22 protein-coding genes are annotated in these 25,370 nt (G+C 73.5%); 17 read left to right on the top strand and 5 right to left on the bottom strand.

The features are described 5' to 3' along the window. Positions 1–203 precede the first annotated feature (203 nt). The 4 genes from HUT06_RS24035 to HUT06_RS24020 all read left to right on the top strand — a co-directional run bounded on the left by HUT06_RS24035 (position 204) and on the right by HUT06_RS24020 (position 3,579). Positions 204–1,688 (top strand): DEAD/DEAH box helicase, encoded by a 1,485-nt coding sequence (locus tag HUT06_RS24035; protein WP_176197796.1) that lies wholly within the window; start codon positions 204–206, stop codon positions 1,686–1,688. A 117-nt stretch (positions 1,689–1,805) separates the two neighbouring features. Further along, positions 1,806–2,009, top strand: coding sequence for a hypothetical protein (locus tag HUT06_RS24030; RefSeq protein WP_176193787.1), 204 nt, complete (start codon positions 1,806–1,808; stop codon positions 2,007–2,009). A gap of 16 nt (positions 2,010–2,025) precedes the next feature. Then, positions 2,026–2,592, top strand: coding sequence for a GNAT family N-acetyltransferase (locus tag HUT06_RS24025; RefSeq protein ID WP_176197795.1), 567 nt, complete (start codon positions 2,026–2,028; stop codon positions 2,590–2,592). 81 nt (positions 2,593–2,673) lie between these two features. Further along, entirely contained in the window at positions 2,674–3,579 is a 906-nt protein-coding gene (locus tag HUT06_RS24020) for a universal stress protein (RefSeq protein ID WP_176197794.1), read from the top strand. Positions 3,580–3,601: 22 nt separating this feature from the next. On the opposite strand, the gene HUT06_RS24015 is transcribed toward HUT06_RS24020, so the two are convergent. After that, positions 3,602–4,204, bottom strand: coding sequence for a TetR/AcrR family transcriptional regulator (locus HUT06_RS24015; protein WP_217711415.1), 603 nt, complete (start codon positions 4,202–4,204; stop codon positions 3,602–3,604). Positions 4,205–4,347: 143 nt separating this feature from the next. Here HUT06_RS24015 and HUT06_RS24010 point away from each other — a divergent pair, with 143 nt between their 5' ends. Next, a complete protein-coding gene (locus tag HUT06_RS24010; RefSeq protein WP_176197793.1) occupies positions 4,348–4,716 on the top strand; it encodes an STAS domain-containing protein in 369 nt (122 codons plus the stop codon). Between the two features lie 66 nt (positions 4,717–4,782). Here the strand turns inward: HUT06_RS24010 and dmpG are convergent, their stop codons facing one another. Genes dmpG through HUT06_RS23995 form a run of 3 tightly spaced genes read right to left on the bottom strand, consistent with a single transcriptional unit; the run spans position 4,783 to position 7,513 of the window. Next, positions 4,783–5,826: a 4-hydroxy-2-oxovalerate aldolase gene (gene dmpG / locus HUT06_RS24005; RefSeq protein ID WP_176197792.1), complete on the bottom strand. Its 1,044-nt coding sequence runs from the start codon at positions 5,824–5,826 to the stop codon at positions 4,783–4,785. Then, on the bottom strand, positions 5,823–6,719 hold the full coding sequence (locus tag HUT06_RS24000) for an acetaldehyde dehydrogenase (acetylating) (protein WP_176197791.1): 897 nt from the start codon (positions 6,717–6,719) through the stop codon (positions 5,823–5,825). The genes dmpG and HUT06_RS24000 overlap by 4 nt, the downstream gene beginning before the upstream one ends. Then, positions 6,716–7,513: a 2-keto-4-pentenoate hydratase gene (locus tag HUT06_RS23995; RefSeq protein ID WP_176197790.1), complete on the bottom strand. Its 798-nt coding sequence runs from the start codon at positions 7,511–7,513 to the stop codon at positions 6,716–6,718. The genes HUT06_RS24000 and HUT06_RS23995 overlap by 4 nt, the downstream gene beginning before the upstream one ends. A gap of 106 nt (positions 7,514–7,619) precedes the next feature. On the opposite strand from HUT06_RS23995, the gene HUT06_RS23990 reads away from it, so the two are divergent. Further along, the gene (locus HUT06_RS23990) at positions 7,620–8,411 is read left to right on the top strand and encodes an IclR family transcriptional regulator (protein WP_176197789.1); all 792 of its coding nucleotides are present in this window, start codon (positions 7,620–7,622) and stop codon (positions 8,409–8,411) included. Here HUT06_RS23990 and HUT06_RS23985 read toward each other — a convergent pair. Next, the gene (locus tag HUT06_RS23985; protein WP_254715353.1) at positions 8,385–11,234 is read right to left on the bottom strand and encodes an FAD-binding and (Fe-S)-binding domain-containing protein; all 2,850 of its coding nucleotides are present in this window, start codon (positions 11,232–11,234) and stop codon (positions 8,385–8,387) included. The genes HUT06_RS23990 and HUT06_RS23985 overlap by 27 nt on opposite strands. Positions 11,235–11,505: 271 nt before the next feature. On the opposite strand from HUT06_RS23985, the gene HUT06_RS23980 reads away from it, so the two are divergent. The 11 genes from HUT06_RS23980 to narI all read left to right on the top strand — a co-directional run bounded on the left by HUT06_RS23980 (position 11,506) and on the right by narI (position 25,311). Then, complete coding sequence (locus HUT06_RS23980) at positions 11,506–12,999, top strand: pyridoxal-dependent decarboxylase (protein WP_176197787.1); 1,494 nt, start codon at positions 11,506–11,508, stop codon at positions 12,997–12,999. Positions 13,000–13,015: 16 nt separating this feature from the next. Then, on the top strand, positions 13,016–14,560 hold the full coding sequence (locus tag HUT06_RS23975; RefSeq protein ID WP_176197786.1) for a hypothetical protein: 1,545 nt from the start codon (positions 13,016–13,018) through the stop codon (positions 14,558–14,560). 29 nt (positions 14,561–14,589) lie between these two features. Next, complete coding sequence (locus HUT06_RS23970) at positions 14,590–15,021, top strand: hypothetical protein (protein ID WP_176197785.1); 432 nt, start codon at positions 14,590–14,592, stop codon at positions 15,019–15,021. Positions 15,022–15,043: 22 nt separating this feature from the next. After that, positions 15,044–15,838 (top strand): hypothetical protein, encoded by a 795-nt coding sequence (locus HUT06_RS23965; RefSeq protein ID WP_176197784.1) that lies wholly within the window; start codon positions 15,044–15,046, stop codon positions 15,836–15,838. 65 nt (positions 15,839–15,903) lie between these two features. Beyond that, positions 15,904–16,377, top strand: a complete 474-nt coding sequence (locus HUT06_RS23960; protein WP_176197783.1) for a hypothetical protein — start codon at positions 15,904–15,906, stop codon at positions 16,375–16,377. Continuing rightward, entirely contained in the window at positions 16,374–16,922 is a 549-nt protein-coding gene (locus HUT06_RS23955) for a hypothetical protein (protein ID WP_176197782.1), read from the top strand. Before HUT06_RS23960 ends, HUT06_RS23955 begins: the two co-directional genes overlap by 4 nt. Before the next feature lie 266 nt (positions 16,923–17,188). Continuing rightward, entirely contained in the window at positions 17,189–18,427 is a 1,239-nt protein-coding gene (locus HUT06_RS23950; RefSeq protein ID WP_368406987.1) for a nitrate/nitrite transporter, read from the top strand. An 86-nt stretch (positions 18,428–18,513) separates the two neighbouring features. After that, on the top strand, positions 18,514–22,206 hold the full coding sequence (locus HUT06_RS23945; protein ID WP_176197781.1) for a nitrate reductase subunit alpha: 3,693 nt from the start codon (positions 18,514–18,516) through the stop codon (positions 22,204–22,206). Then, positions 22,206–23,903, top strand: coding sequence for a nitrate reductase subunit beta (narH, locus tag HUT06_RS23940; RefSeq protein WP_176197780.1), 1,698 nt, complete (start codon positions 22,206–22,208; stop codon positions 23,901–23,903). Before HUT06_RS23945 ends, narH begins: the two co-directional genes overlap by 1 nt. Beyond that, a complete protein-coding gene (gene narJ / locus HUT06_RS23935; RefSeq protein WP_176197779.1) occupies positions 23,900–24,595 on the top strand; it encodes a nitrate reductase molybdenum cofactor assembly chaperone in 696 nt (231 codons plus the stop codon). The genes narH and narJ overlap by 4 nt, the downstream gene beginning before the upstream one ends. Beyond that, the gene (narI, locus tag HUT06_RS23930) at positions 24,592–25,311 is read left to right on the top strand and encodes a respiratory nitrate reductase subunit gamma (protein ID WP_176197778.1); all 720 of its coding nucleotides are present in this window, start codon (positions 24,592–24,594) and stop codon (positions 25,309–25,311) included. Before narJ ends, narI begins: the two co-directional genes overlap by 4 nt. The last annotated feature ends 59 nt before the right edge of the window (positions 25,312–25,370 follow it).

Genomic DNA, 25,370 nt, shown 5'->3' with positions numbered 1-25,370 from the left:
GCGCGGCGGGCGGCCTCCCGGGGCCCGTCCGCCGCGCGAGGTGTCCCCAGGGGCACCGCCTCCGGAGGCGCTCCCTCCGGCCATGCCCGCGCCTTCGCGGGTCCCACCAGGTTCGTCTTGAGAGCTGTTCGTCCGGCCCCTGGCCGCGCTCGCGCGCGGCGGAGGACTTCCTCGACACGCACCGTCTTCGAGGAAGGCCTCCCTTGTCACGCACGCCCCGAGAACGCTCCGCCTCCCGGCCCCGACGCGGCGGCGGCGGTCGGCGCCGTCCCGCCCAGCGGCAGGACGCCGCGCCCGCGCCGAAGACGACGCCCTCGACTCCGCCGCTCCCCGCGGTCGAGTCGTTCACCGACCTCGCCCTCCCGGCGCCGCTCCTGGCGGAACTCGAGCGCCAGGGAGTGACGGCGCCGTTCCCCATCCAGGCCGCGAGCCTGCCCAACGCCCTCGCCGGACGCGACGTCCTCGGCCGGGGCCGCACCGGCTCCGGCAAGACCCTCGCGTTCGGGCTGGCCGTCCTCGCCCGCACCGCCGGGCACCGCGCCGCGCCGCGCGCGCCGCTCGCGCTGGTCCTGGTCCCGACGCGGGAACTCGCCCAGCAGGTCACCGCCGCGCTCACCCCGTACGCCGACGCCGTGGGGCTGCGGCTCGCGACCGTCGTCGGCGGCCTCGGGATCACCCGCCAGGCGCAGGCCCTGGCCGCCGGCGTGGACGTCCTGATCGCCACGCCCGGGCGGCTGGCCGACCTGATCGAGCGCGGCGACTGCCGGCTCGGCGAGGTCGCGGCCACCGTCCTGGACGAGGCCGACCAGATGACCGACATGGGGTTCCTGCCGCAGGTCACCCGGCTGCTGGAGCAGACCCCGCCCGGCGGCCAGCGGATGCTGTTCTCCGCGACGCTGGACGGCGACGTCGACCGGCTCGTCCGCCGGTTCCTCGCCGACCCGGTGACCCACTCGGTCGACCCGCCGGCCGGCGCGGTCACCGCCATGGAGCACCACCTGCTGCACGTCGCCGACACCGACAAGCACGAGACGACCGCGCACATCGCCTCCCGCGCCGAACGCGTGATCATGTTCGTGGGCAAGAAGCACGTCGCCGACCGGCTGGTCCGCAAGCTGACCACCCGCGGCGTCCGCGCCGCGGCCCTGCACGGCGGCAAGACGCAGTCGCAGCGCAACCGGGCGCTGGACGCCTTCCACGCCTCGGACGTGACCGTGCTCGTGGCCACCAACGTCGCCGCCCGCGGCATCCACATCGACGACCTCGACCTCGTGGTGAACGTCGACCCGCCCGCCGACCACAAGGACTACCTGCACCGGGGCGGCCGCACCGCCCGCGCCGGGCGCACCGGCACGGTGGTCACGCTCGTCCTGCCGGACCAGCGGCGCGAGATGGACGCCCTGATGGCCAAGGCCGGCATCACCCCGGTGACCACCAGCGTCCGGCCCGGCGACCCGGAGCTCTCCCGGATCACCGGCGCCCGCACCCCGGAGCCCGCCCCCGCGCCGGCCGCGGCGCCCGCGCGCAAGCCGCGCGACCGCGCGCAGCCCGGAACCGCCCGAGGCACCGGCCAGACCCAGGGCCGCGGCCAGGGCCAGGGCCGCGCTCAGGGCCAGGGGCGCGGCCAAGGCCAGGGTCAGGGCCAGGGCCGCGGTCAGGGGCGCAGGCCCCGCCGCCGCGCGTCCTGACCGCCACCGGCGGCGGTCACATCGTGTCGAACAGGGCGCGCCGGCCCGCCTGAATCGGCGGGCGTCGAGGTCCTTCACCCGTCGAGTCCGGCGCCGTCCGCCCTTGATTATGGACAGGTGTCCAGACTAGACCGGGACGTGCAGCGCGCCGATCTTCCCGAACTGGGCTTCTACGCCGATCAGCCGGTGATCACCGCGTCCTGGCTCGGCGGCGTGCTGGGCTGCGCCTACCGGACGCCCACCGAGCGCGGCGACGCGATGTTCCTCGCCATGGCGGCCCGCGCGTGCGCCGCGATCCGGGACCACTCGCCCATCGCGTGACAGGTAGGGTCGGCCGGTGACCGCCGAACTTCGCACCGACCGCCTCGTCCTGCGCCGCTGGAAGGAGAGCGATCGCGGGCCCTTCGCCGCGCTGAACGCCGATCCGGCCGTCATGGAGCATTTCCCGGCGCCCCTCACGCGCGCGGAGAGCGACGCGATGATCGACCGGGCCGAGGCGGCCTTCGAGGAGCGCGGCTTCGCCTTCTGGGCGCTGGAGGCCGCCGGGACGGGCGAGTTCCTCGGCCTCACCGGCCTGTCGGTGCCGCGCTTCGAGGCCCACTTCACCCCGGCCGTGGAGATCGGCTGGCGGCTCTCCCGCTCCGCCTGGGGCCACGGCTACGCGGCCGAGGCCGCCCGCCGCGCGCTGCGCTTCGCCTTCGAGGACCTGCGCCTGGACGAGGTGGTCTCGTTCACCAGCACCACCAATGTCCGGTCCCAGGCGGTCATGGAGCGCATCGGCATGACCCGGGACGCGTCCGGGGACTTCGACCACCCGCTCGTGCCCGACGGGCACCGGCTGAAGCGCCACGTCCTGTACCGCGTCACCGCCGGCCGGTCATCGCCGGGCAAAATATCCGATTGATCCCAAGATTCAGGGTCACGGGACCTCCGTCCTCTTCTGCTGGCGCCGGGCCGCGCGCAGACTGGCAGGAGGGAGGCAGGCATGAACGGCGAGGAGAGGACACGCCGGCCGCACGTCCTGTTCGGCTACGACGGGACGGCGGAGAACGAGGCGGCCCTGCGCTGGGCGGTCGAGGAGGCCCGGCTGCGCGGGATCGGGCTGCTGATGTGCCACTGCTGGCACTGGCCCTACCCGGCCGGCCACACCGACCCCGAGATCGAGACGATCATGAAGCGGGCGGGGGAGAACCTGCTCGACAGCGGCGTGCGCCGGGCCTACGAGCTGGGCGTGCCGGGCGCCGTCCGCAAGCGGCTGCGGCGCGGCCCGGCCCTGGAGGCGCTGCTGCGCGCCGCCGCCGGCGCCGAGCTGGTCGTGATCGGCGCGGCCGGTGACCCGGTGGGCGGCGCGATGGCGCTGGAGCTGCCCGCCCGCTCCCCGCGCCCGGTGATCGCGGTCCGGGACGGCGGGGAGCCCCCGCCGCGCCGGGTCGTCGTCGGCACCGACGCGTCGGCCGGCTGCCGGGCCGCCCTCGGCTTCGCCGCCGAGGAGGCGGCGCTGCGCGGCTGGGACCTGCACGTCGTCCACGGCTGCTGGGAGCCCGGCGCGGTCGCCGAGTCCGAACTCCCGCTGTTCCACGACCGGGGCCGGCTGGCGGAGACCCGCGCGGCCGAGCTGGAGGAGGCCGTGGAACCGGTGCGGCGCCGCTACCCGCGGCTGCGCGTCGAGGCGTCGCCGCTGCTGGAGCGCCCGCTGGACGCCCTGCGGGAGGCCGCGGACGGCGCGGGCCTCGTGGTGCTCGGGGAGCGGGGCGCCGGCCCCGGCCTCGGCGCGATCGCCACCGGCATGCTGCGCCGCGACCGCCGCACCCTCGCGATCGTCCCGGCCGGGCAGGCGTCCGAGACGCACGCGCACGGTTCCGGGCGGCGCGTCGCCGCCCGGCACGGCTAGCGGACGCGACGCGCCCCGCGCGTCAGGGGTCGGTGACCAGGGCCTCGGTGGCGTGCAGCGCCGGGCCGGTCGGCAGCTCGGGGTCGAGGATCAGCTGGAGCAGCAGGCCGTCCAGCATGGCGGTGAACAGCATCGCGGTGCCCTCGTGCCGCTCGGCCGGCCAGTCCGGGCGCAGGTGCGCCAGCCGCGCCGCGATCCGGGCCCGGACGGTGCGCGACCAGTCCCGCCGCTCGGCGCCCATCCGCGGGTCGCGCAGCGCCCTGACCAGCAGCTCGGCCGCGAGCCGCAGGTTGCGCTCGCCGGCCGCCATGCGCGGTACGAGGTCGCGCAGCGTGCGCAGCGCCGCCGGGGTGTCGGGCGCGGCGATCAGCGCGTCCACCACCGGATCGATGATCATCTCGCTGGCGCGCTGCGCCACCGCGATGTGCAGGCCCGGCAGCCCGTTGAAGTAGTGGTGCAGCAGCCCCGGCCGGGTCCGCGCGCGGTCGGTGACGGCGCGCGCCGTGACCGCCGGCCAGCCGCCCTCGGCGAGCAGGTCGAGACCGATCCGCACCAGCTGGTCCCTGCGCGCCCGCCCGCGAGGAGTCGACGCTTCTCTCGCGCCGGAGGCGTCCTCGTGGGTCATGCCGCCCAAGCTATCCCAACCCTTGCACCGTGCAAAGATCATCTTCGGTGGCGGCGCCCTCACCGGCGCCCTTCCCGGCTTCCTTGCACTGTGCAAGGATGAGGCCCCCAGGACGAGGCGCCGTGGTCGCTCGGAGGCAGGACGTGACCGGAGACACCGCCCCCGTCCGGCCGCTGTCCATCGACATCACCGTCGAGCGCCGCTGCATCGTGCTGCGGCTGGGCGGCCACCTCGTCACCGACAACGTGCCCCGGCTGAGCCGCTGGCTCGACCGCATCGGTCGGCTGGAGGGCGGCGTCCTCGTCGCCATGGACCTGGAGGGCGTCGTCGGCTGCGACTCCGTCGGCGTCGACGCGCTCGTCGACGGCGCGGGCCGCATCCGCCGGGCCGGCGGGTTCCTCATCGCCGCGCACTACCCCGACGCCTGCGCGGCGCACCGCGCGCGGGCCGTCCTGGAGACGCGCCCCACCGTCCAGGACGCCATCGACGAGCTCCGCGACTGGCGCCGCTGACCCGCGAACGGACAAGGGCGCGGCGGCCGGCTGCGACCGGCCACCGCGCCCCGTGCGCCCGGAGGGTCAGGACTCCGCGCGCTCGCGCTCCGCGCGCAGCTGGAGCGCCACGTCGATGATCATGTCCTCCTGGCCGCCGACGTAGCCGGCCTCGCCGACCTTCTGCAGGATCTCGTGCACCGGGACCTCGTAGCGCTTCCCGGCCCGCTCGGCGTGCAGCAGGAAGCTGGAGTACACGCCCGCGTACCCCTGCGTGATCGCGCCCCGGTCGGCGAACGGCAGCCGGTGCAGGAACGGCTTCACCACGTCGTCGGCGGCGGCCATCACGCCCTGCACGTCCACGCCCGTCGGGACGCCGAGCCGCTCGAACGTCGGCACCAGCACCTCGGTGGGGGAGTTGCCCGCCCCCGCGCCGAGCGCGCACAGCGCCCCGTCGATCTGCAGCGCGCCGTTCTGCTGCGCCAGCACCGAGTTCGCGACGCCCAGCGACAGGTTCTGGTGGCCGTGGAAGCCGACCTGCGCCTCGTGCCCGATCTCCTTGACGACCGCGCTGATGCGCTCCTGCGCCTCGCCGAGCACCAGCGCGCCCGCCGAGTCGACGACGTACACGCACTGCGCGCCGCCGTCCACCATGATCCGGGCCTGCTTCGCCAGGACGTCCGGCCGCACCCGGTGCGACATCATCAGGAACCCGACGGTCTCCATGCCGAGGCCGCGGGCGGCGGCGAAGTGCTGCAGCGAGACGTCGGCCTCGGTGCAGTGCGTCGCGATGCGGGCGACGGACGCGCCCGCGTCGTGCGCCAGCTTCAGGTCCTCGACCGTGCCGACGCCCGGCAGCATCAGCACCGCGATCTTCGCGCGGGACGCCTCGTCCACCGCGGCGGCGACGAGCTTGACGTCGTCCTCCAGCGAGAAGCCGTAGTTGAACGAGGAGCCGCCGAGGCCGTCGCCGTGCGTGACCTCGATGACCTCCACGCCGGCCGCGTCCAGCGCGTGCACGACCCCGCGGACCTGCTCCTCGGTGAAGCGGTGCGCCATCGCGTGGCTGCCGTCCCGCAGCGTCGAGTCGGTGATCCGGATCTTCGCCGGTGTCTCCTGCGCGGCGCTCATGATGCCACCTTCCTACGCGCGATCTGCTCGCCCACCCGGGCCGCGGCCGCGGTCATGATGTCGAGGTTGCCGGCCCACGGCGGCAGGTAGTCGCCGTTCCCGCGGACCTCCAGGAACACCGCGACGCGGGCCATCCCGTTCCAGATGTCGCGGGGCTCGTCGAACTGCGGCTCGGCGCGCAGCGAGTAGCCGGGCACGTACACCGCGACCTCGGCCACCCTCTTCTCGATCGAGTCCTGGATCGCCTTGGTGTCGGCGTCCGACGGGATCGCGCAGAACACCGTGTCCCGCATGATCATCGGCGGGTCCACCGGGTTCAGGATGATGATCGCCTTGCCCCGCCCGGCGCCGCCGACCTTCTCGATCGCGCGGGCCGTGGTCTGGGTGAACTCGTCGATGTTCGCGCGGGTGCCGGGCCCGGCCGAGCGCGAGGCGATGGACGCGACGATCTCCGCGTACGGGACCGGGACGACCGACGACACCGCGTGCACGATCGGGATCGTCGCCTGCCCGCCGCAGGTGATCATGTTGAGGTTCGGTGCGTCCGAGAGCGTGTCCAGGTTCACCGGCGGGCACACGAGCGGGCCCGTCGCGGCGGGCGTCAGGTCGATCGCCGTGATCCCCGCCTCCTCGTAGCGGGGCGCGTTCGCCAGGTGCGCCTTCGCCGACGTCGCCTCGAACACCAGGTCGGGCAGCGCCGGCTGCTTCAGTAGCCAGTCCACGCCCTCCGCCGAGGCCTCGACGCCGAGCTTGCGGGCGCGCTCCAGCCCGTCCGACTCCGGCACCACGCCGATCATCGAGTGGACGTCGATCAGCTCGCTGCGCATCAGCTTGACCAGCAGGTCGGTGCCGATGTTGCCCGGCCCGACGATGGCCGCCGTCAGCTTGCTCATGCCTGCTCCTCCTTTCCGAACCGGGCGGTCACAGAACCGATCCCGGCGAACGTCGCCGTCAGGGTCTCGCCGGGCGCGACCGGCACGGCCGCGGTGATCGAGCCGGGCAGCACCACGTGCCCCGCCTCAAGGGACACGCCGCGCTCGCCGAGCACGTTCGCCAGCCACACCAGCGCGTTGATCGGCGAGCCCAGCACCGCGCCGCCCGCGCCGGTGTCGATCAGGTCGCCGTCCCGGCGCAGCAGGCAGCCCATCAGCGACAGGTCCAGGTCGTCCAGCCGGACCGGGCGGGTGCCGAGCACCACGCCGCCGCTGGAGGCGTTGTCGGCGATCGTGTCCGGCAGCGTGATCTTCCAGTCCGCGATGCGGGAGTCGATGACCTCCAGCGCCGGCAGCACGTACTCGACGGCGGCGACGGCGTCCGCCGTGGTCGCGCCGGGCCCCGCGAGGGGGCGGCCGAGCACGAACGCGATCTCCGGCTCGATCCGGGGCTGCAGGAACCGGCCGGTGTCGATCGGCGCGCTCTCCTGCAGGAACATCGTGTCCAGCAGGACGCCGAAGTCCGGCTGGTCGACGCCCATCTGGCGCTGCATCGCGGCCGAGGTCAGCCCGACCTTGTGCCCCTTGATCCGCGCCCCCGCGGCGGTCCACGCCTCGACCTGGGCGAGCTGGACCGCGTAGGCGTCGGCCACCGACATGTCCGGCTGGTCCTTCGTCAGCGGCGAGATGGGAGTGCCGGTGGCGTACGCGTCCAGTAGCGCCGCCGCGGCCTTCTCCACGGAACCCGGGTCCATTGGGGCCGTCCTTTCGTTGTCTGCCGAGGCCGAGCCTCCCCCGTCCCGGGCGCGGCGGGCAATCCGCGCGTCCCGCGTGGTGGGACACATCTTCTACAGTGGCGGCATGCCGCCCGACGACACGTTCCTGCGCCGCGCCGTCGCCGTGCTGACCGCGTTCCGGGCGGACGACGACGGCCTCGGCGCCGCCGAGCTGGCCCGCCGCAGCGGCCTGCCCAAGTCCACCGCGCACCGGATCGCGCTCGACCTCGCCGAGGCGGGCCTGCTGGAGCGCGACGGCGCCCGCGTGCGGCTCGGGCTGAAGCTGTTCGAGATCGGGCAGCGGGTGCCGCGCCAGCGGGTGCTGCGGGACGCCGCCGCGCCCTACATGTCGGACCTGCGGGAGGCGACCCGGCAGACCGTCCACCTGGCGGTGCTGGAGGGGGCCGAGGTCGTCTACGTGGAGATCCTCGGCTCGTCCGGCGGGCCGCGGCTGCCGTCCCAGGTCGGCGGGCGGCTGCCCGCGCACGTCACCGGGGTCGGCAAGGCGATCCTGGCGTTCTCCCCGCCGGAGGCGGTGCAGGCCGTCCTGGACGCCGGGCTGGCCAGGCGCAGCGGGCGCAGCGTCACCGCGCCGGGGCTGCTGGCCAAGGAGCTGGCCCGGATCCGCCGCGAGGGCGTCGCCTACGACCGGGAGGAGTCCGGCGCCGGGATCGTGTGCGCGGCCAGCCCCGTCCTCGGCGCCGGCGGGCTGGCGCTCGGCGCGCTGTCGGTGTCGGGCTGGGCGACGAAGATGCGCCTGGCCGCGGTGGCCCCGGCCGTCCACACCGCCGCGCTCACCCTCTCCCGCACCCTGTCAGCGGGAAAGGCGGCGTCAGCGGGCAAGGCGGCGTCAGCGGGGAAGGTGGCGGGCCAGTAGCTGGGCCAGGTGCTCGCCGCCGCGGCCCGCCAGGTCGGCCAGCTGGGTACGGCAGCTGAACCCGTCGGCGAGGACGACCTCCCCCTCGCCCGCGTTCCGGACGGCCGGCAGGAGCCGCGTCTCCGCGACCGCCACCGAGACGTCGTGGTGGCCCTTCTCGACGCCGAAGTTCCCGGCGAGGCCGCAGCAGCCGCCGATCCGGCCGACGTCCGCGCCCGCCTCCGCCAGCAGCGCCGCGTCGGCCGTCCAGCCCATGACGGCGTGGTGGTGGCAGTGCGGCTGCGCGACGCCCGCCACACCGGACAGGTCGGGCGGCGTCCAGCCCGGGGTCTCGGCGAGCAGCTCGGCGAGGGTGCGGGTCGCGGCGGCCACCTCGCGCGCGGCGGCGGCGTCCACGCCCCGCAGCAGCTCCGCCGCGTCCGAGCGCAGCACGCCCGTGCAGGACGGCTCCATCCCGACGACCTTCGCCCCGCGCCGGACGTGGGGGAGCAGCGCGCGGACGCTCTGCCTGGCCTGCGCGCGCGCCCCGTCGAGCTGGCCCGTGGAGATCCACGTGATGCCGCAGCACACCGGGCGCTCGGTCACGGTCACGCGGTAGCCGGCGTGCTCCAGCACCTGCACCGTCGCCTTCCCGACCTCGGGGGAGAACGCGTCGGTGAAGGTGTCCACGAACAGCACGACGTCGCCGTGCCGCCCCTCGGGGCTGCGGTGGGAGGCGAACCAGCGCCGGAACGTCACCGGCGCGAACGCGGGCAGCGAGCGCCGCCGGTCGATCCCGGCGCCCCATGCCAGCAGCGGCTTCAGGGCGCGCGACCGCAGCACCGCGTTCACCGTCCTGACCGACGCGGGGGCCTTCGCCGCGAGCCGCGTCCAGCGCGGGAGCCAGCCGAGCGCGTAGTGCGAGCGCGGCCGGACCCTCCGGCGGTACCGCCGGTCCAGCGCCTCCGCCTTGTAGGACGCCATGTCGACCCCGGTCGGGCAGTCGGACGCGCAGCCCTTGCAGGACAGGCACAGGTCGAGGACGTCGTGCAGCGCGTCGGACTTCCAGCCGTCCGGGCCCAGCTTCCCGCTGACGACCTCCTGCAGGACGCGCGCCCGCCCGCGCGTGGAGTCCTTCTCCTCGCGTGTGGCGAGGTAGGACGGGCACATCACGCCGCCCGCCGCCGTGTTGTCGGCGCGGCACTTGCCGACGCCGGTGCACCGGTGCACGGCGCGCGAGAGGTCGCCGCGGTCGTCGCGGTAGGCGAGCGCGAGCCCGCGGTTGAGCGGTACGAGCCCCACCGCGCGCAGGTCGTCGTCGACCGGCGCCGGGCGGACGATCACCCCCGGGTTCAGCACGTCGCCGGGGTCGAACACGTCCTTGACGGCGGCGCACAGCGCCAGCGCCTCCGGCGAGTACATGTGCGGCAGCAGCTCGCTCCGGGCGCGGCCGTCGCCGTGCTCGCCCGACATGGTGCCGCCGTGCCGCGCCGCCAGCGCGGCCGCCTCGTTCAGGAAGTCGCGGAAGACCCGGGTGCCCTTCGCCCGCCCGAACGGGAAGTCGATCCGCACGTGGACGCAGCCGTCGCCGAAGTGCCCGTACGGGACGCCGAACAGCCGGTGCTCCGCCAGCAGCGCCTCGAACTCGCGCAGGTAGGCGCCGAGCCGCTCGGGCGGGACGGCCGCGTCCTCCCACCCGGCGTGGGCCTGCTCGCCGTCCGGGGTCCGCGCGACGAGCCCGGACCCGTCCTCGCGGATCCGCCAGAGCGCGTCCGCGAGCGCCATGTCCTCCACGACCATGGAGCCGGTGCAGCCGGAGTCGCCGACGACCTTGCGCGCGGTGTCCCGCAGCGCCCCGATCTCCGCCCCGGCCAGCTCCACCAGCAGCCAGCCTGACCCGTCCGGCAGCGGCGGCACCGCGCCGGCGCCCCGCCGCTCGCGCACCACGCCGGTGATGCGCGAGTCGAGGCCCTCGCAGGCCACCGGCCCGTGCGGCAGGAGCGCCGGGACGGCGTCGGCGGCCTCCGCCATCGACCCGTAGCCGAGCACGACCAGCACCCGGCACGCGGGCTCGCGCACCATCCGCAGCCGCGCGGCCAGGGTCAGCGCGAGCGTCCCCTCGCTGCCGACCAGCGCCCGCGCGACGTCGAAGCCCTTCTCCGGCAGCAGGTGCTCCAGCGAGTAGCCCGACACCTGCCGCCCGAACCGGCCGAACTCGGTGCGGATGAGCGCCAGGTTGTCGCCCACCAGCCCGCGCAGCCGGTCCAGCAGGGGGCTCGCGGCCGGGCCGCCGGGGACCTCGCCGAGCCGGAGCCGCTCGCCGGAGCCGGTCACCACGTCGAGGCCGAGGACGTTGTCGCTGGTCCGGCCGTAGCCGAGCGCCCGCGACCCGCACGCGTTGTTGCCGATCATGCCGCCCAGCGTGGCCCGCGTCCGGGTGGAGGGATCGGGCCCGAAGCGCAGCCCGTGCCCGGCCGCCAGCTCGTGCAGCCGCGCCTGCACGATCCCGGGCTCGACCAGCGCCGTCCCCGCCTCGGGGTCGATCTCCAGCACCCGGTTCAGGTGCCGGCTCGCGTCCACGACGACGCCCGGCCCGACCGCGTTGCCCGCGATGGACGTGCCGCCGCCGCGCATCGTCAGCGGCACCCCGAGCCGGCGGCACACCGCCAGCACCGCGGGCAGCTCCGCGGTCTCCCGGGGCGTCACGACGACCGCCGGCGGCACCCGGTAGAGCGAGGCGTCGGAGGAGTACATGGCCCGCGCGAGCGCCGAGTCGTCGACGCCGCCGACCCCGGCCGCCCGCAGCGCCGCCGCCAGTTCGCCCTGCCCAGGATGCTCGGTCACCTCACCACGGTAGGACATCGGGCCGCCGCGGCGCCGTGCCGGGCGGCGCCGATGTTCCTTTAGTCCGCATAAATGCCGACAGATTGGACGGCATTGCGGGCCGATAAATGATCGCCAAATGCCGCCGGTGTCGCGCCGGTTAGGGATGACTGCCCTTGTTGTGCGATCGCGGGCCTGCCTAGACTCATCACTGTCAGGGCCAATACATAAACGGTCATGAAAATCGGGGGAACGAGCAGTGGCGGACTCGCCAGGGAAATGTCAGCCACCCGTGCCGCGACCGCGGCCGCCGGCCGGGGAATCGCTGGCCGCCGCATTCGATCCGCATCTTTTCCGGAGGAATTCCGAACTGGCCGCCGGGCGGCTGGAGACGTATCTGGCGGACCTGTCGGTCCGCGGCCTGGACCTCACCGACCCGGCGGTGCTCGGACGGGCGGCGCGGGCGCTGATGGCGACCGGGCAGGAGGGCGTCGCGGCGTTCGACGAGAAGCGGCTGGCCGGCATCATCGACCTCTACGTCCGGACCGGCATCCAGGTCCACTCGCCCGGCTACATGGGCCGCCAGTTCTCCGGGGCGGTCCCGCTGGCCGGCGTGATCGACTTCGTCAGCGCCGTCGTCGGCCAGCCGTCCTCCTTCTACGAGGCGGGGCAGCTCCCGCTCACGGCCGAGCGCATCATGGCCGACGAGCTCAACCGCTTCATCGGCTGGGAGCCGGGGCGCTTCGCGATGGTCACCACCTCGGGCGGCTCGCTGGCCAACCTCACCGCGCTGCTCGCCGCCCGCAACCGCGCCTTCCCCGGCATCTGGGCGGGCGGCCGGCACGGCGGCGGCCCGGCCCCGGCCATCGCGGTCAGCGAGGACGTCCACTACAGCGTGACCCGGGCGGCCGGGGTGCTCGGCGTCGGGGAGGCGCGGCTGGTCCGGCTGCCGGTGAACCGGCGCGGGCAGATCATCGCCGAGCGGGTGCCGGCCGTGCTCGCCGCGGCCGAGCGGCGGGGCCTCGCGGTGTTCTGCCTGGTGGCCTCGGCCGGCACCACGGCGCTCGGCGCGTTCGACCCGATCGACCGGCTCGCCGGCATCGCGGCCGAGCGCGGCATCTGGCTGCACGTCGACGGCGCGCACGGCGCCAGCCTGCTGGTGTCGGACCGGCTGCGGCACCGGCTGCGGGGCATCGAGAAGGCCGACTCGCTGGCCTGGGACGCGCACAAGATGATGTTCGTCCCGGCGCCCTGCACCCTGCTTTTCTACCGGAACGCGCAAGCGGCCCTCGGCGCGTTCCGGCAGCGCGCCAGTTATGTTTTCGACGAGGAACCCGATCCGTTCTGCGAATTCGACAGCGGCGACAAGAACTTCGAATGCACGAAACGCCCGATGATCATGCCGCTGTGGACGCTGTGGGCCGTCTACGGCCGCGCGCTGTTCGCCGAGAAGATCGAATATCTGTGCCGGCTCACCCGGGACGCGCACGACATTCTGCAGGGCGAACCCGACTTCGAGACGCTGCACCTGCCGGAGGCGAACATCCTCTGCTTCCGGCACCGCCCGCCGGGCGTCGCCGCCGGCCGGGTGCACCGCCTCCAACTGCAGATCCGCGACCGGGTCCGGCGGTCGGGGCGCTTCTTCATCTCCAAGGTCGACGTGCGGGGCACCGCCGCGCTGCGCGTCGTGATGATGAACCACCAGGCCGGCACCGAGCACGTCCGGATGCTGCTCGCCGAGATCAGGGAGACCGGCGAGCGGGTGCTCCGCGAACAGAACCCGTGACGAACAGGAGTGCGCGATGAGCGTCATGCGACTGGACCGGGCGGCCGGCGCCGCCGAGGTCGCGGCCCGGCTGATCCCCGACGAGGAGATGCAGCCGTGGTCGGCCGACACCGTCCCCGACCTGCCCTCGTTCGCGGGCAAGATGCGGGCGTGCGAGCGGTTGTGCGGCGTCCCGTACAGCGAGACCCCCCACGAGGTCCAGGACGCGCTCGTCCTGCGCCGCCTGCAGCAGATGGTCAACACCGTGCTGCTCAACCCGCTGTGGAAGGAGCGGCTCAGCGCCGCCGGGATCACCGGCCCGCCCGCCACCTACGCCGAGTGGGAGCAGATCCCGCTGTCGGACAAGGCCGTCCAGCGCGACATGGTGATGGGCGCGCGGCCCGGCATGGTCGTGCCGCTCAGCCGCGGCGGCTTCGAGATCGTCGCCAGCGGCGGCACCGGCGACGGGCTCCCGCTGGAGATCGTCTACTCGCTGCGGGAGCTGCGCGACACCTACCGGGTCGCCGGCGCGTTCATGGGCACCTACCAGCTGCGCGGCCACCTGCGCGGCGGCGACCCGAAATGGCTGTTCACCAACCTCGCCGACTACCAGATGTGGAGCAGCGGCACGATGGTCGGCGGCGTGCTGCAGCAGGTGCCGGGCGTCAACTACATCGGCGCCGGCCCCGTCACCGGGCCCGTCCTGGAGCACATGTTCTCCTACCCGGGGCCGAAGGCGATGATGGGCATCTCCGCGGGCGTCGCCGTCCTCGCCGACCTCGGCGCCGGGCTGAGCCGCGAGGCGCGCGAGAACTTCCGCGTCGCCCTCTACGGCAGCGGCGTGCTGCCGCAGCGCAAGCGGGCCGAGCTGCGCGCGCTGTACCCGAACGTCGCGATCCTCAGCTACTTCGCCGCGACGCAGGCGGAGACCATCGGCCTCCAGCTCCGCGACGACTCGCCCTGCCTGGCGGCGGTGCCGGGCCTGCACCTGGTCGAGATCGTCAACGAGGCGGGGCGCGCGGTCGCCGAGGGCGAGGAGGGCGAGCTCGTCGTCACCCGGCTGCACGCGCACGAGGCGCCGCTGCTGCGGCTCAAGCTCGGCGACCGGATGATCCGCCGCCCGGCCCTGGACGGCCCCGGGCTGAAGGCCGGCCGGTTCGAGTTCGCGGGCCGCACCGGCGACGTGCTGCACCTCAACGACAGCCAGTACTCCGCGGCGCTGGCCTACGCGGCGCTGCGCGACGACCTGTGCACGGCCACCGGCATCGACCTGGACGAGGCCGCGCACGAGATCCAGCTCGTCAACCACCGCGAGGCCAGGACGATCACGCTGCTCGCGGCGGTCGACGACCCCGACGGACTCACCCGCAAGGTCGGCTCGGCGCTCGGCCACGCCGGTCTCCAGCGCCTGTTCACCGGCGCGATGCCCCGGTCGCTGTCGCTGTTCAACGACCGGGAGGCCACCCGGGCGGCGGTGGAGCGGTCCGGATACGGGCTCCGGATCTCCTTCGTGCACCGGTCGTCCCCCGAGATCGAGCGGACGGCCGTCGGCAAGGTCCCCCTCGTACGCGACCGGGGGTGACGGGCAATGGTCAGGACAGGAGCGCAGAAATGAAACCGAACGTCAACATCGTCGTCCTCGTGGACGTCGTCGGAGCGCTGTCGGACGGGACCCTCCACAACGGGAACCTCTCGCTGTTGGACGACGGGCAGTTCGACAGCGCCGGGCAGGGCACCACGGACCTGTGCACCGTGGTCGTCCCGGGCCAGGTCGTCCAGTGGAGCGCCGTCGCCGTGGACGTGCAGACACCGGTCGAGATCCGGAGCATCTCGTTCCCCGGCGCCCCGGGCGCGGCCCCCGCCGGAGGCGGCGGGCCGGGCGGCGAGGCGGAGGGCAAGACCCCGGACGTCCTGGTCTGGTCCGGGATCGTCCCCGCCCACCTCGTGCCCGGCGCGCGCTACGGGTACCGGCTCGAACTCCAGATGCACGAGGGCCCGAACAGCGTGCTGGGCCTCGACACCGCCGCGCTCATGTGCGCGTGACCCCCGACCCGAAGGCGGACCCATGGCACAGCAGCAAGCGATCATCGTGATGGTCGACATCGCCGGCGCGCTCCAGGACCGGAAGCTCAAGGGCAACATCTACCTCTTCGACAACATGAAGTTCCTCGGCTCCACCGGCGACGGGACCGAGGACCTGGTCACCGCGATCCCCGGCACGTACTGGAGCGACGGGTCGCAGGGCACCGAGCAGGTGCTGAACTGGGCGCTGGCGAGCCTCGGCTCCATCCCGCCGACCGTGCCGCGCAGCTACCACTCCGACCGGGCGGAGGCCATCGACCGGGAGGCGCTGGAGGCGATCGGCACCGTCGCCGACCGGGCCCCGGACCCGTCCGTGGACACCACCGCCGACCTGGAGCACCTGCGCCGCCGGGTCGGCACGCACGCCCGCCGGCCGCGCGGCAGCCGCGGCCTGGCCAGCGCCAAGGTCCTCGACGTGACCGGCAACCCCGTCACCGGGGAGGACGCCGCCTACAACTACCCCCCGCCGATCATCACCGACCTCACCGGCGAGGCGGTGGACGAGAAGATCATCTACCCGGCGCAGTACGGCTCCCCGGACATGGTGTCCGACGGCTGGTACTGGTCGGCGACGGTCGACACGGCCCGTCCGGGCACCTACTCCTACACGATGCACATCCAGCTCCACGAGCTGGTGTACCGCAACGGCGAGCCCGTCTGGGAGTCGGTCGACATGACCTGGCCGTCGGCCATCCGGGTCACGGCCGAGCCCAAGCGCAACGCGTTCACCGGGGCGGGGCTGGGCTACCTGCCCATGCCGGCCGTCCCGCCGTCATAGCCCGCGGCCCGCAGCCCGTACCCGCAGCCCGCGGCCCGCGCCCCGCACCCGAAACGGAGGAGCCCATGCCCCCGAGGTCAAGACCCGCCGAGGCCAGGACGGCGCGTCCCGTCACGATCGTCTCCGTGGTGGACCCGGTCGCGATCATCGCGTCCGGCTCGCTGGACCACAACGTCTACCTCTACGACACCAACAAGTCCGCCGGGTCGACCGGCTTCGGCACCGAGCGGCTGCGCACGACGGTGCGGGCCGGCGACCAGCTCATCTGGAACGTCGTCGTGCTGGAGTGCGAGACCTACGCCTCCCTCGACGACATCGTGATCGACGCGAAGGTCTGCGAGCCGGAGCGCAGGGTGTTCCCGGGCACCGACATCGTGTTCTGGACCGGCACGGTGAAGAAGGCCGTCACCGAGCCGGTCTCCTACCGGCTGAAGTTCCGGCTCGGCACCCTCACCGAGCCGTTCGCCCTGTCGACGCCGGCGCTGACCGGCCCGGCCACCGCCGCCGGCCGGGCCGGCGCGGCGAAGGAGCGGTCATGAGCACCCCGCGCGGCGCCGAGCGCTCGGACGAGCGCGGCCAGCTGAACTCCGTCCAGCTCAACATCGTGACCCTGGTGAACATGGAGCGCGCGACGTCCACCGGGTCGCTCAAGGACGCCCTGTTCATGATGGACAACAGCCTCGGCGGCACCGGGCAGGGCACCGACCACCTGGAGACGGTCTGCAAGCAGGGGCAGGTCATCAACTGGATCATCCGGCCGGTGGAGATGGAGAAGCGGCCGGACGGCACCTGGCCGCCGATGCCGAAGATCAGCAACCTGGTGTTCCTGGACACCGAGAAGGGCGACGAGGAGGACGTCGCCGAGCGCCGCGTCACCACCGAGTTGAAGATCTACGGGGCGCCCGACCTCATGCGGTCGCCGTACACGCCCGTCTACTACTACTGGGCCGGCGCCATCCAGAGCACCGCGCGCCCCGGCCTGTACCACTACCGGTTCGTGCTCGAACTGGAGCAGGACGGCTCCAAGCAGAAGGTCTACCTGAGCCCTGAGCGCCATGCGGCGCTGAGGATCCTGGAGGTCTGAGCAGGACGCCGTCCAGACCGCGCCGACCGGGCCCGCCGCACCGGCCCGGTCGGCGTGCCGCGTGCCGGGCCGCGTGACAGGCCGCGCCTGGACGGGCCGCGTCCCGCCGACGGGACCGCCGACGGGACCGCCGACGGGACCGTCGGCGGGACGAAGGTCCCTTCAGCGCGCCGCCGCTCTCCGCGAGGGTGAGATCGGACCGGCGGGTACCGATCACGGTTACCCGCCGAGGGTCCGGGAACGATCACGGGAACCTGGCGGGAGCGATGGAAGCGGTGCGTGGGGTGGCCGAGCGGGATGTGAAGGAGCCGGGGCCGCCGGGGACCGGGCGGCCCATGGTCATGCTGGCGGTGGCCACGCTGGGGTTCGCGGTGAACTTCTGGGCGTGGGCGCTGCTGAGCCCGCTCGGCCCGCGGTTCAAGGACTCGCTGGAGCTGACGTCGTTCGAGCAGTCGCTGCTCGTGGCGGTGCCGGTGGTGGTGGGGTCGCTCGGGCGGATCCCGGTGGGGGCGCTGACCGACCGGTTCGGCGGGCGGGTGATGTTCCCCGCGGTGTCGCTGATCACGATCGTGCCCGTGCTGTACCTCGGGCTGGCCGGGCACTCGTCGCTGCCGGCGCTGCTGGCCGGCGGCTTCCTGCTCGGCATCGGCGGGACGGCGTTCGCGATCGGGGTGCCGTTCGTGAACGCGTGGTTCCCGCCGGAGCGGCGCGGGCTCGCGGTCGGGATCTTCGGCGCCGGGATGGGCGGCACCGCCGTCAGCGCGCTGACGACCGTCAAGGAGGTCGACAGGTACGGGATGGAGTTCCCGTTCGAGGTGATGGCGGTCCTGCTCGCGGTGTACGCGGTCGTCGCGTGGCTGGTGCTGCGGGAGGCCCCCGGCCGCACCGCCCCCACCGAGCCGCTGGCGAAGCGGCTGGCCGCGACCGCCCGGCTGAGCGTCACCTGGCAGATGTCCGCCCTGTACGCGGTGGCCTTCGGCGGCTACGTGGCGTTCTCGGTGTACCTGCCCACCTACCTGAAGGCCGAGTACGGGCTGTCGCAGGCGGACGCGGCGAACCGGATGGCGGGCTTCGTGCTGCTGGCCGTGGTGATGCGCCCGGTCGGCGGCTGGCTGTCGGACCGGATCGGCGCGGTGCGGGTGATGACCGCGGCGCTCGCGGTGACGGTGGCGGGCGCCGTGGCCCAGTCGTTCGCGCCCGCGCTGATGCCGGTCGGCACCATCGCGTTCCTGGCCATGGCCGCCGCGCTCGGCGCCGGGAGCGGAGCGACGTTCGCGCTGGTCGCGAGGCTCGCTCCGGCGAACAAGGTCGGCGCGGTCACCGGTGTGGTCGGCGCCGCGGGCGGGCTCGGCGGGTTCGTCCCGCCGCTGGTGATGGGAGCGCTCTGGGGCAGTCTCGGGGACTACCGGATCGGCCTGCTGCTGCTCGCGCTCGTGGCGGCGGCGGCCGGGGTGTTCACCGCCACGTCCGTCCGGCGCGCCGTGGCGGCGCGCGGGGACGGCTGACACCGCGCCGTCCCGCCGGGGCCCCGGCGGGACGGCGCACTCCGAGGGCGATTTGCCCCGGTTGATGCAGAAGAAGGGGATCCGAGATGAGCTCCACCGACGGCCGTCCCGGAATGGACGGTCCGCTGGAAGACGCGCTGGTGGGCACCCGTAGGTACTTCACCCGCGCGCGCGTGTCGCCCGACCTGCGGACGGTGACCAAGAAGGGCGGCCGGGAGGCCGACTCCTTCTACCGCGACCGCTGGTCGCACGACAAGGTGGTGCGCTCCACCCACGGCGTGAACTGCACCGGGTCCTGCTCCTGGAAGGTGTACGTCAAGGACGGCATCATCACCTGGGAGGCGCAGCAGACCGACTACCCGTCGGTCGGCCCGGACCGCCCCGAGTACGAGCCGCGCGGCTGCCCGCGCGGCGCGTCCTTCAGCTGGTACACCTACTCGCCGACGCGGGTGCGGTACCCGTACGTGCGCGGCGTCCTGCTGGAGATGTACCGCGAGGCCAGGGCGCGTACCGGCGACCCGGTGGCGGCGTGGCGCGAGATCGTCTCCGACCCGGAGCGGGCGCGCGCCTACAAGGACGCGCGCGGGCGCGGCGGCCTGGTGCGGGCGACCTGGGACGAGGCGACCGAGATGATCGCCGCCGCGCACGTGCACACCATCAAGGAGTTCGGCCCCGACCGGGTCGCCGGGTTCTCCCCGATCCCGGCGATGTCGATGGTGTCGCACGCGTCCGGCGCCCGGTTCGTGTCGCTGCTCGGCGGGACGATGCTGTCGTTCTACGACTGGTACGCCGACCTGCCGGTGGCGTCCCCGCAGGTGTTCGGCGACCAGACCGACGTCCCGGAGTCGGGCGACTGGTGGGACGCCGGGTACCTCATCATGTGGGGGTCCAACCTGCCGGTGACCCGCACCCCGGACGCGCACTGGATGACCGAGGCCCGCTACCGGGGCCAGAAGGTCGTCGCCGTGTCCCCGGACTACGCCGACAACGTCAAGTTCGCCGACGAGTGGCTGGCCGCCCAGCCCGGCACGGACGGCGCCCTGGCGATGGCCATGGGCCACGTCGTCCTCAAGGAGTTCTTCGTCGACCGGCAGGTCCCGTACTTCACCGACTACGTGAAGCGCTACAGCGACCTGCCGTTCCTGGTGCGGCTTGAGGAGCGCGACGGCAGGTACGTCCCCGGCAAGTTCCTCACCGCGGCCGACCTGCCCGGTGCCGAGTCCGAGTCGGAGCACGCCGCGTTCAAGACCGTGATCCTGGACGCGGCGACCGGGCGCCCGCTCGTCCCGAACGGGTCGCTCGGGTTCCGGTACGGCGAGGCCGGCGAGGGCAGGTGGAACCTCGACCTCGGCGACGCCGACCCGCTGCTGTCGATGGAGGGCGGCGCGGCGGTCGAGATCGAGCTGGCCCGCTTCGACGGCATCGACGGCGCGCCCGGCACGCTGCGGCGCGGCGTCCCCGTCCGCACCGTCGGCGGCCACCTGGTCACGACCGTGTTCGACCTGCTGCTCGCGCAGTACGGCGTCGGCCGCGACGGCCTGCCCGGCACCTGGCCGACCGGGTACGACGACGCCTCCGAGCCGGGCACCCCGGCGTGGCAGGAGACGTTCACCGGCGTCCCCGCGCGGGCCGCCGAGAGGATCGGCCGCGAGTACGCCGCCAACGCCGAGGAGACGCGCGGCCGCTCGATGATCATCATGGGCGCGGGCACCAACCACTGGTTCCACTCAGACACCATCTACCGGACGTTCCTCGCGCTGACCACGCTGACCGGCGGGCAGGGCGTCAACGGCGGCGGCTGGGCGCACTACGTCGGGCAGGAGAAGTGCCGCCCGGTCACCGGGTGGGCGCAGCTGGCGTTCGGGCTGGACTGGTCCCGCCCGCCCCGGCAGATGATCGGCACCGCGTTCTTCTACCTGCACACCGACCAGTTCCGCTACGACCCCTTCGACGCCGGCACGCTGTCGGCGGCGACGGCCGGCGGCGCGTTCGCCGGCCGGTCCACCGCCGACGTGATCGCGCAGGCGGCGCGGCTCGGCTGGATGCCGTCCTACCCGACCTTCGACCGCAACCCGCTGACCCTCGCCGACGAGGCGGAGGCCGCCGGGAAGCAGGCCGGCGAGCACATCGTGGACGAGCTGAAGGCCGGCCGGCTCAAGTTCGCCTGCCAGGACCCGGACGCGCCGGAGAACGTCCCCCGCGTCCTGACGGTGTGGCGGTCCAACCTGCTCGGGTCGTCCGCCAAGGGCAACGAGTACTTCCTGCGGCACCTGCTCGGCGCCGCCGACGCCGTTCGCGCCGAGGAGGCGCCGCCTGGCGCCCGGCCGGAGGAGGTCGTGTGGCGGGACGAGGCACCCGCCGGCAAGCTCGACCTGCTGCTGTCGCTGGACTTCCGGATGACCAGCACCACCGTCTACTCCGACATCGTGCTGCCCGCGGCGACCTGGTACGAGAAGCACGACCTGAACACCACCGACATGCACCCGTTCGTGCACTCGTTCAACCCGGCGATCGGGCCGCCGTGGCAGACCCGCAGCGACTGGCGGGCCTTCCAGGACATCGCGGACGCGTTCAGCCGGCTCGCCGAGGGGCACCTCGGCGTCCGCAAGGACGTCGTCGCCGTGCCGCTGCTGCACGACACCCCCGACGAGATGGCGACGCCGCACGGCCGCGTCCTCGACTGGGCCAAGGGCGAGTGCGAGCCGGTCCCCGGCGTGACGATGCCGAAGCTCGTCACGGTCGAGCGCGACTACCCGGCCGTCGCGGCGAAGATGACCGCGCTCGGCCCGCTCGCCGAACGGCTCGGCGCCACCACCAAGGGCGTCACGTTCGACGTCGGGCGCGAGGTCGAGTACCTGAAGCACAAGAACGGCGTCGTGCGCGGCGGCCCGGCCGACGGGCGGCCGTCCCTGAAGCAGGACGTGCACGCCTGCGAGATGATCCTCGCCTTCTCCGGCACCACGAACGGGCACCTGGCCACCCAGGGCTTCAAGACCGTGGAGCGCCGCACCGGGACCCGGCTCGCCGACCTCGCCGCCGAGCACGAGGGCAAGCAGATCACGTTCGCCGACACCCAGGCCCGCCCCGTCCCGGTCATCACCTCCCCGGAGTGGTCGGGGTCGGAGAGCGGCGGGCGCCGGTACTCGCCGTTCACCATCAACGTCGAGCGGCTCAAGCCCTGGCACACCCTCACCGGGCGGCAGCACTTCTACCTCGACCACGACTGGATGGCCGAGATGGGGGAGCAGCTGCCGGTGTTCCGGCCGCCGCTCAACATGTCCGCCCTGTTCGGCGAGCCCGAGCTGGGAGAGACGGGGGAGCTGGGCCTGACCGTCCGGTACCTCACCCCGCACAACAAGTGGTCGATCCACTCCGAGTACCAGGACAACCTGTTCATGCTGTCGCTGTCGCGCGGCGGCCCGGTGATCTGGATGAGCGGGATCGACGCCGCCAAGATCGGCGTCCGCGACAACGACTGGATCGAGGCGGTCAACCGCAACGGCGTCGTCGTCGCCCGCGCGATCGTCACGCACCGGATGCCCGAGGGCACCGTGTACATGCACCACGCGCAGGACAAGCTGATCGACGTCCCGCGCGCGGAGACGTCCGGCCGCCGCGGCGGCATCCACAACTCCCTGACCCGGCTGCTGATCAAGCCGAGCCATCTCGTCGGCGGGTACGCGCAGCTGTCGTTCGCGTTCAACTACCTCGGGCCGACCGGCAACCAGCGCGACGAGATCACCGTCATCCGCCGCCGCTCCCAGGAGGTGCAGTACTGATGCGCGTCATGGCCCAGATGTCGATGGTCATGAACCTCGACAAGTGCATCGGATGCCATACCTGCTCGGTCACCTGCAAGCAGGCGTGGACGAACCGCAGCGGCGTCGAGTACGTCTGGTTCAACAACGTCGAGACCCGCCCCGGCCAGGGCTACCCCCGCCGCTACGAGGACCAGGAGAAGTGGCGCGGCGGCTGGACGCTGAACCGGCGCGGCCGGCTCGCGCTCAAGGGCGGCGGCCGGTGGCGCAAGCTGCTGACGATCTTCTCCAACCCCAAGCTGCCGGGGATCGACGACTACTACGAGCCCTGGACCTACGACTACGAGACCCTCACGAACGCGCCGCTGCAGGAGCACACGCCGGTCGCCCGGCCGAAGTCGCTGCTGTCCGGCAAGGACATGAAGGTCACCTGGTCGGCGAACTGGGACGACGACCTCGGCGGCTCCGTCGAGCACGGCGACAAGGACGTCCTGCTCAAGAAGATCTCCGACAAGGTGAAGATGGAGTTCGACAAGACCTTCATGTTCTACCTGCCGCGGATCTGCGAGCACTGCCTCAACCCGTCCTGCGCGGCGTCCTGCCCGTCCGGCGCGATCTACAAGCGCACCGAGGACGGCATCGTCCTCGTCGACCAGGACAAGTGCCGCGGCTGGCGCATGTGCGTGTCCGGCTGCCCCTACAAGAAGATGTACTTCAACCACCGGACCGGCAAGGCCGAGAAGTGCACGTTCTGCTTCCCGCGCATCGAGGTCGGCATCCCGACCGTGTGCTCGGAGACGTGCGTCGGGCGGCTGCGCTACATCGGCCTGGTGCTCTACGACGCCGACAAGGTGCTGGAGGCCGCGTCCACCACCGACGACCAGGACCTGTACGAGGCGCAGCGCGGCGTGTTCCTCGACCCGAACGACCCCCGGGTCATCGCGGCGGCCGAGCGGGACGGCATCCCGTGGGACTGGATCGAGGCCGCGCAGCGGTCCCCGGTGTACGCGCTCATCAACACCTACAAGGTGGCGCTGCCGCTGCACCCGGAGTACCGGACGATGCCGATGGTCTGGTACATCCCGCCGCTGTCGCCGGTCGTGGACGTCGTCCGCGACACCGGGCACGACGCCGAGGACCCGGGCAACCTGTTCGCCGCGATCGACGCGCTGCGCATCCCCGTCGAGTACCTGGCGGAGCTGTTCACCGCCGGGGACACCGCGGTCGTCGACGGCGTGCTGCGCCGCCTGGCGGCGATGCGGTCCTACATGCGCGACATCAACCTCGGCCGCGACGCCGACGAGGCGATCCCCGAGGGGGTCGGGATGACCGGCGAGTCGATGTACGAGATGTACCGGCTCCTGGCGCTCGCCAAGTACGACGAGCGGTACGTCATCCCGACCGCGCACGCCGAGCAGGCCCACAGCCTGGAGGAGCTGGCCACCGAGTGCAGCCTGGACTACGAGGGCGGGCCGGGGATGGGCGGCGCCGGGCTCGGCGGCGGCTCGGGGCCGTTCGGCGAGGCGTCCGGGCGCCCGAACCCGATCGCGGTGGAGAACTTCCACATGCTGCGCGACCGGCAGACCTCCGACAACCCGGTCGACCCGGCCGACAAGCACAAGCGCGTCAACCTGCTCAACTGGGACGGCAAGGGCATGCCGTCCGGGCTGTTCCCCGAGCGCGGGCAGGACGCGGACGGAACGGAGCCGAAGCCATGAGGACCAAGCCCCCGAAGACCGCCGGCTTCGGCGACGCCGAGCTGGCCACCGCCTGGCAGGCGGCCTCGCTGCTGCTCGGCTACCCCGACGAGGAGCTGCTCGCGCGGCGGCCGCTGCTGCGCCGCGCCGTCGCGGCCCTGCCCGCGGCCGCCGCGGAGCCGCTCGGCCGCGTCCTCGACCATCTCGACGCGACGCCGCCCCAGCGGCTCGCCGCCGACTACGTCACCACGTTCGACCAGCGCAAGCGGTGCTGCCTCTACCTGACGTACTACGCCTGCGGCGACACCCGCAAGCGGGGGATGGCCCTGCTGCGGTTCCAGCAGGCGTACCAGGCGGCCGGGCTCGACCTGGACGGCGCCGAGCTGCCCGACCACCTGGCCGTCGTGCTGGAGTTCGCCGCGACCGGCGACCTCGCGGAGGGGCGGCGGCTGCTCGTCGAGCACCGCGCCGGCCTGGAGCTGCTGCGCCTCTCCCTCACCGAGGCCGGATCGCCGTGGGCGCCCGTCCTGGACGCGGTGTCGGCGACGCTGCCGCCGCTCACCGGCCGGACCGAGGACGCCGTGGCCAAGCTCATCGCCGAGGGCCCGCCGGAGGAGACGGTCGGCCTCGCGCCCTACGGCGCCGAGGCGGCCGCTGCGGGCCCCGTCCTCCTGCCCGATCCCGTCGTTCCCGCCGTTGGAGCACGTTCATGAGCACCCTGCTGTGGGTCGTCCTGCCCTATGTCGCCATCGCGGTGTTCGTCCTCGGGCACGTCTGGCGGTACCGCTACGACAAGTTCGGCTGGACGACCCGCTCGTCCCAGCTCTACGAGCGGCGCCTGCTGCGCATCGGCAGCCCGCTGTTCCACTTCGGCATCCTGGTCGTCGCGCTCGGCCACGTCGGCGGGCTGGTCATCCCGGACGGCTGGACCGAGGCCGTGGGCATCACCGAGCACATGTACCACGTGGTCGCGGTCGTGCTCGGCACGGTCGCCGGGTTCTGCACCCTGGCCGGCCTCGCGATCCTGATCTACCGGCGCCGGACGGTCGGGCCGGTGTTCCTCGCCACGACCCGCAACGACAAGATGATGTACGCGGTGCTCGCCGGCACCATCGTCCTCGGGCTGGCCGCGACGGTCGCCGCGAACGTCGTCGGCGGCGGCTACAACTACCGCGAGTCGGTGTCCCCGTGGTTCCGGTCGGTGTTCTACCTCCAGCCGGACCCCGACCTGATGACGGGCGTGCCGATCCTGTTCCAGCTGCACGCGCTGAGCGCGCTCGTGCTGTTCTGCGTCTGGCCGTTCACGCGGCTGGTGCACATGCTCACCGCTCCGATCGGCTACGTGACGCGCCCCTACATCGTCTACCGCAGCCGTGACGAGCACCTGGGGATGCACCAGACGCGGCGCGGCTGGGAACGCGTCCAGTAGGCGACCCTTCCGAGCCCGGAACGATGACGCTCCCACCCCAGGCCGGGGTGGGAGCGCGG

This window comes from Actinomadura sp. NAK00032 (genome assembly GCF_013364275.1).
Taxonomy (GTDB): domain Bacteria; phylum Actinomycetota; class Actinomycetes; order Streptosporangiales; family Streptosporangiaceae; genus Spirillospora.
This window is presented reverse-complemented; position numbering and strand designations above follow the sequence as displayed.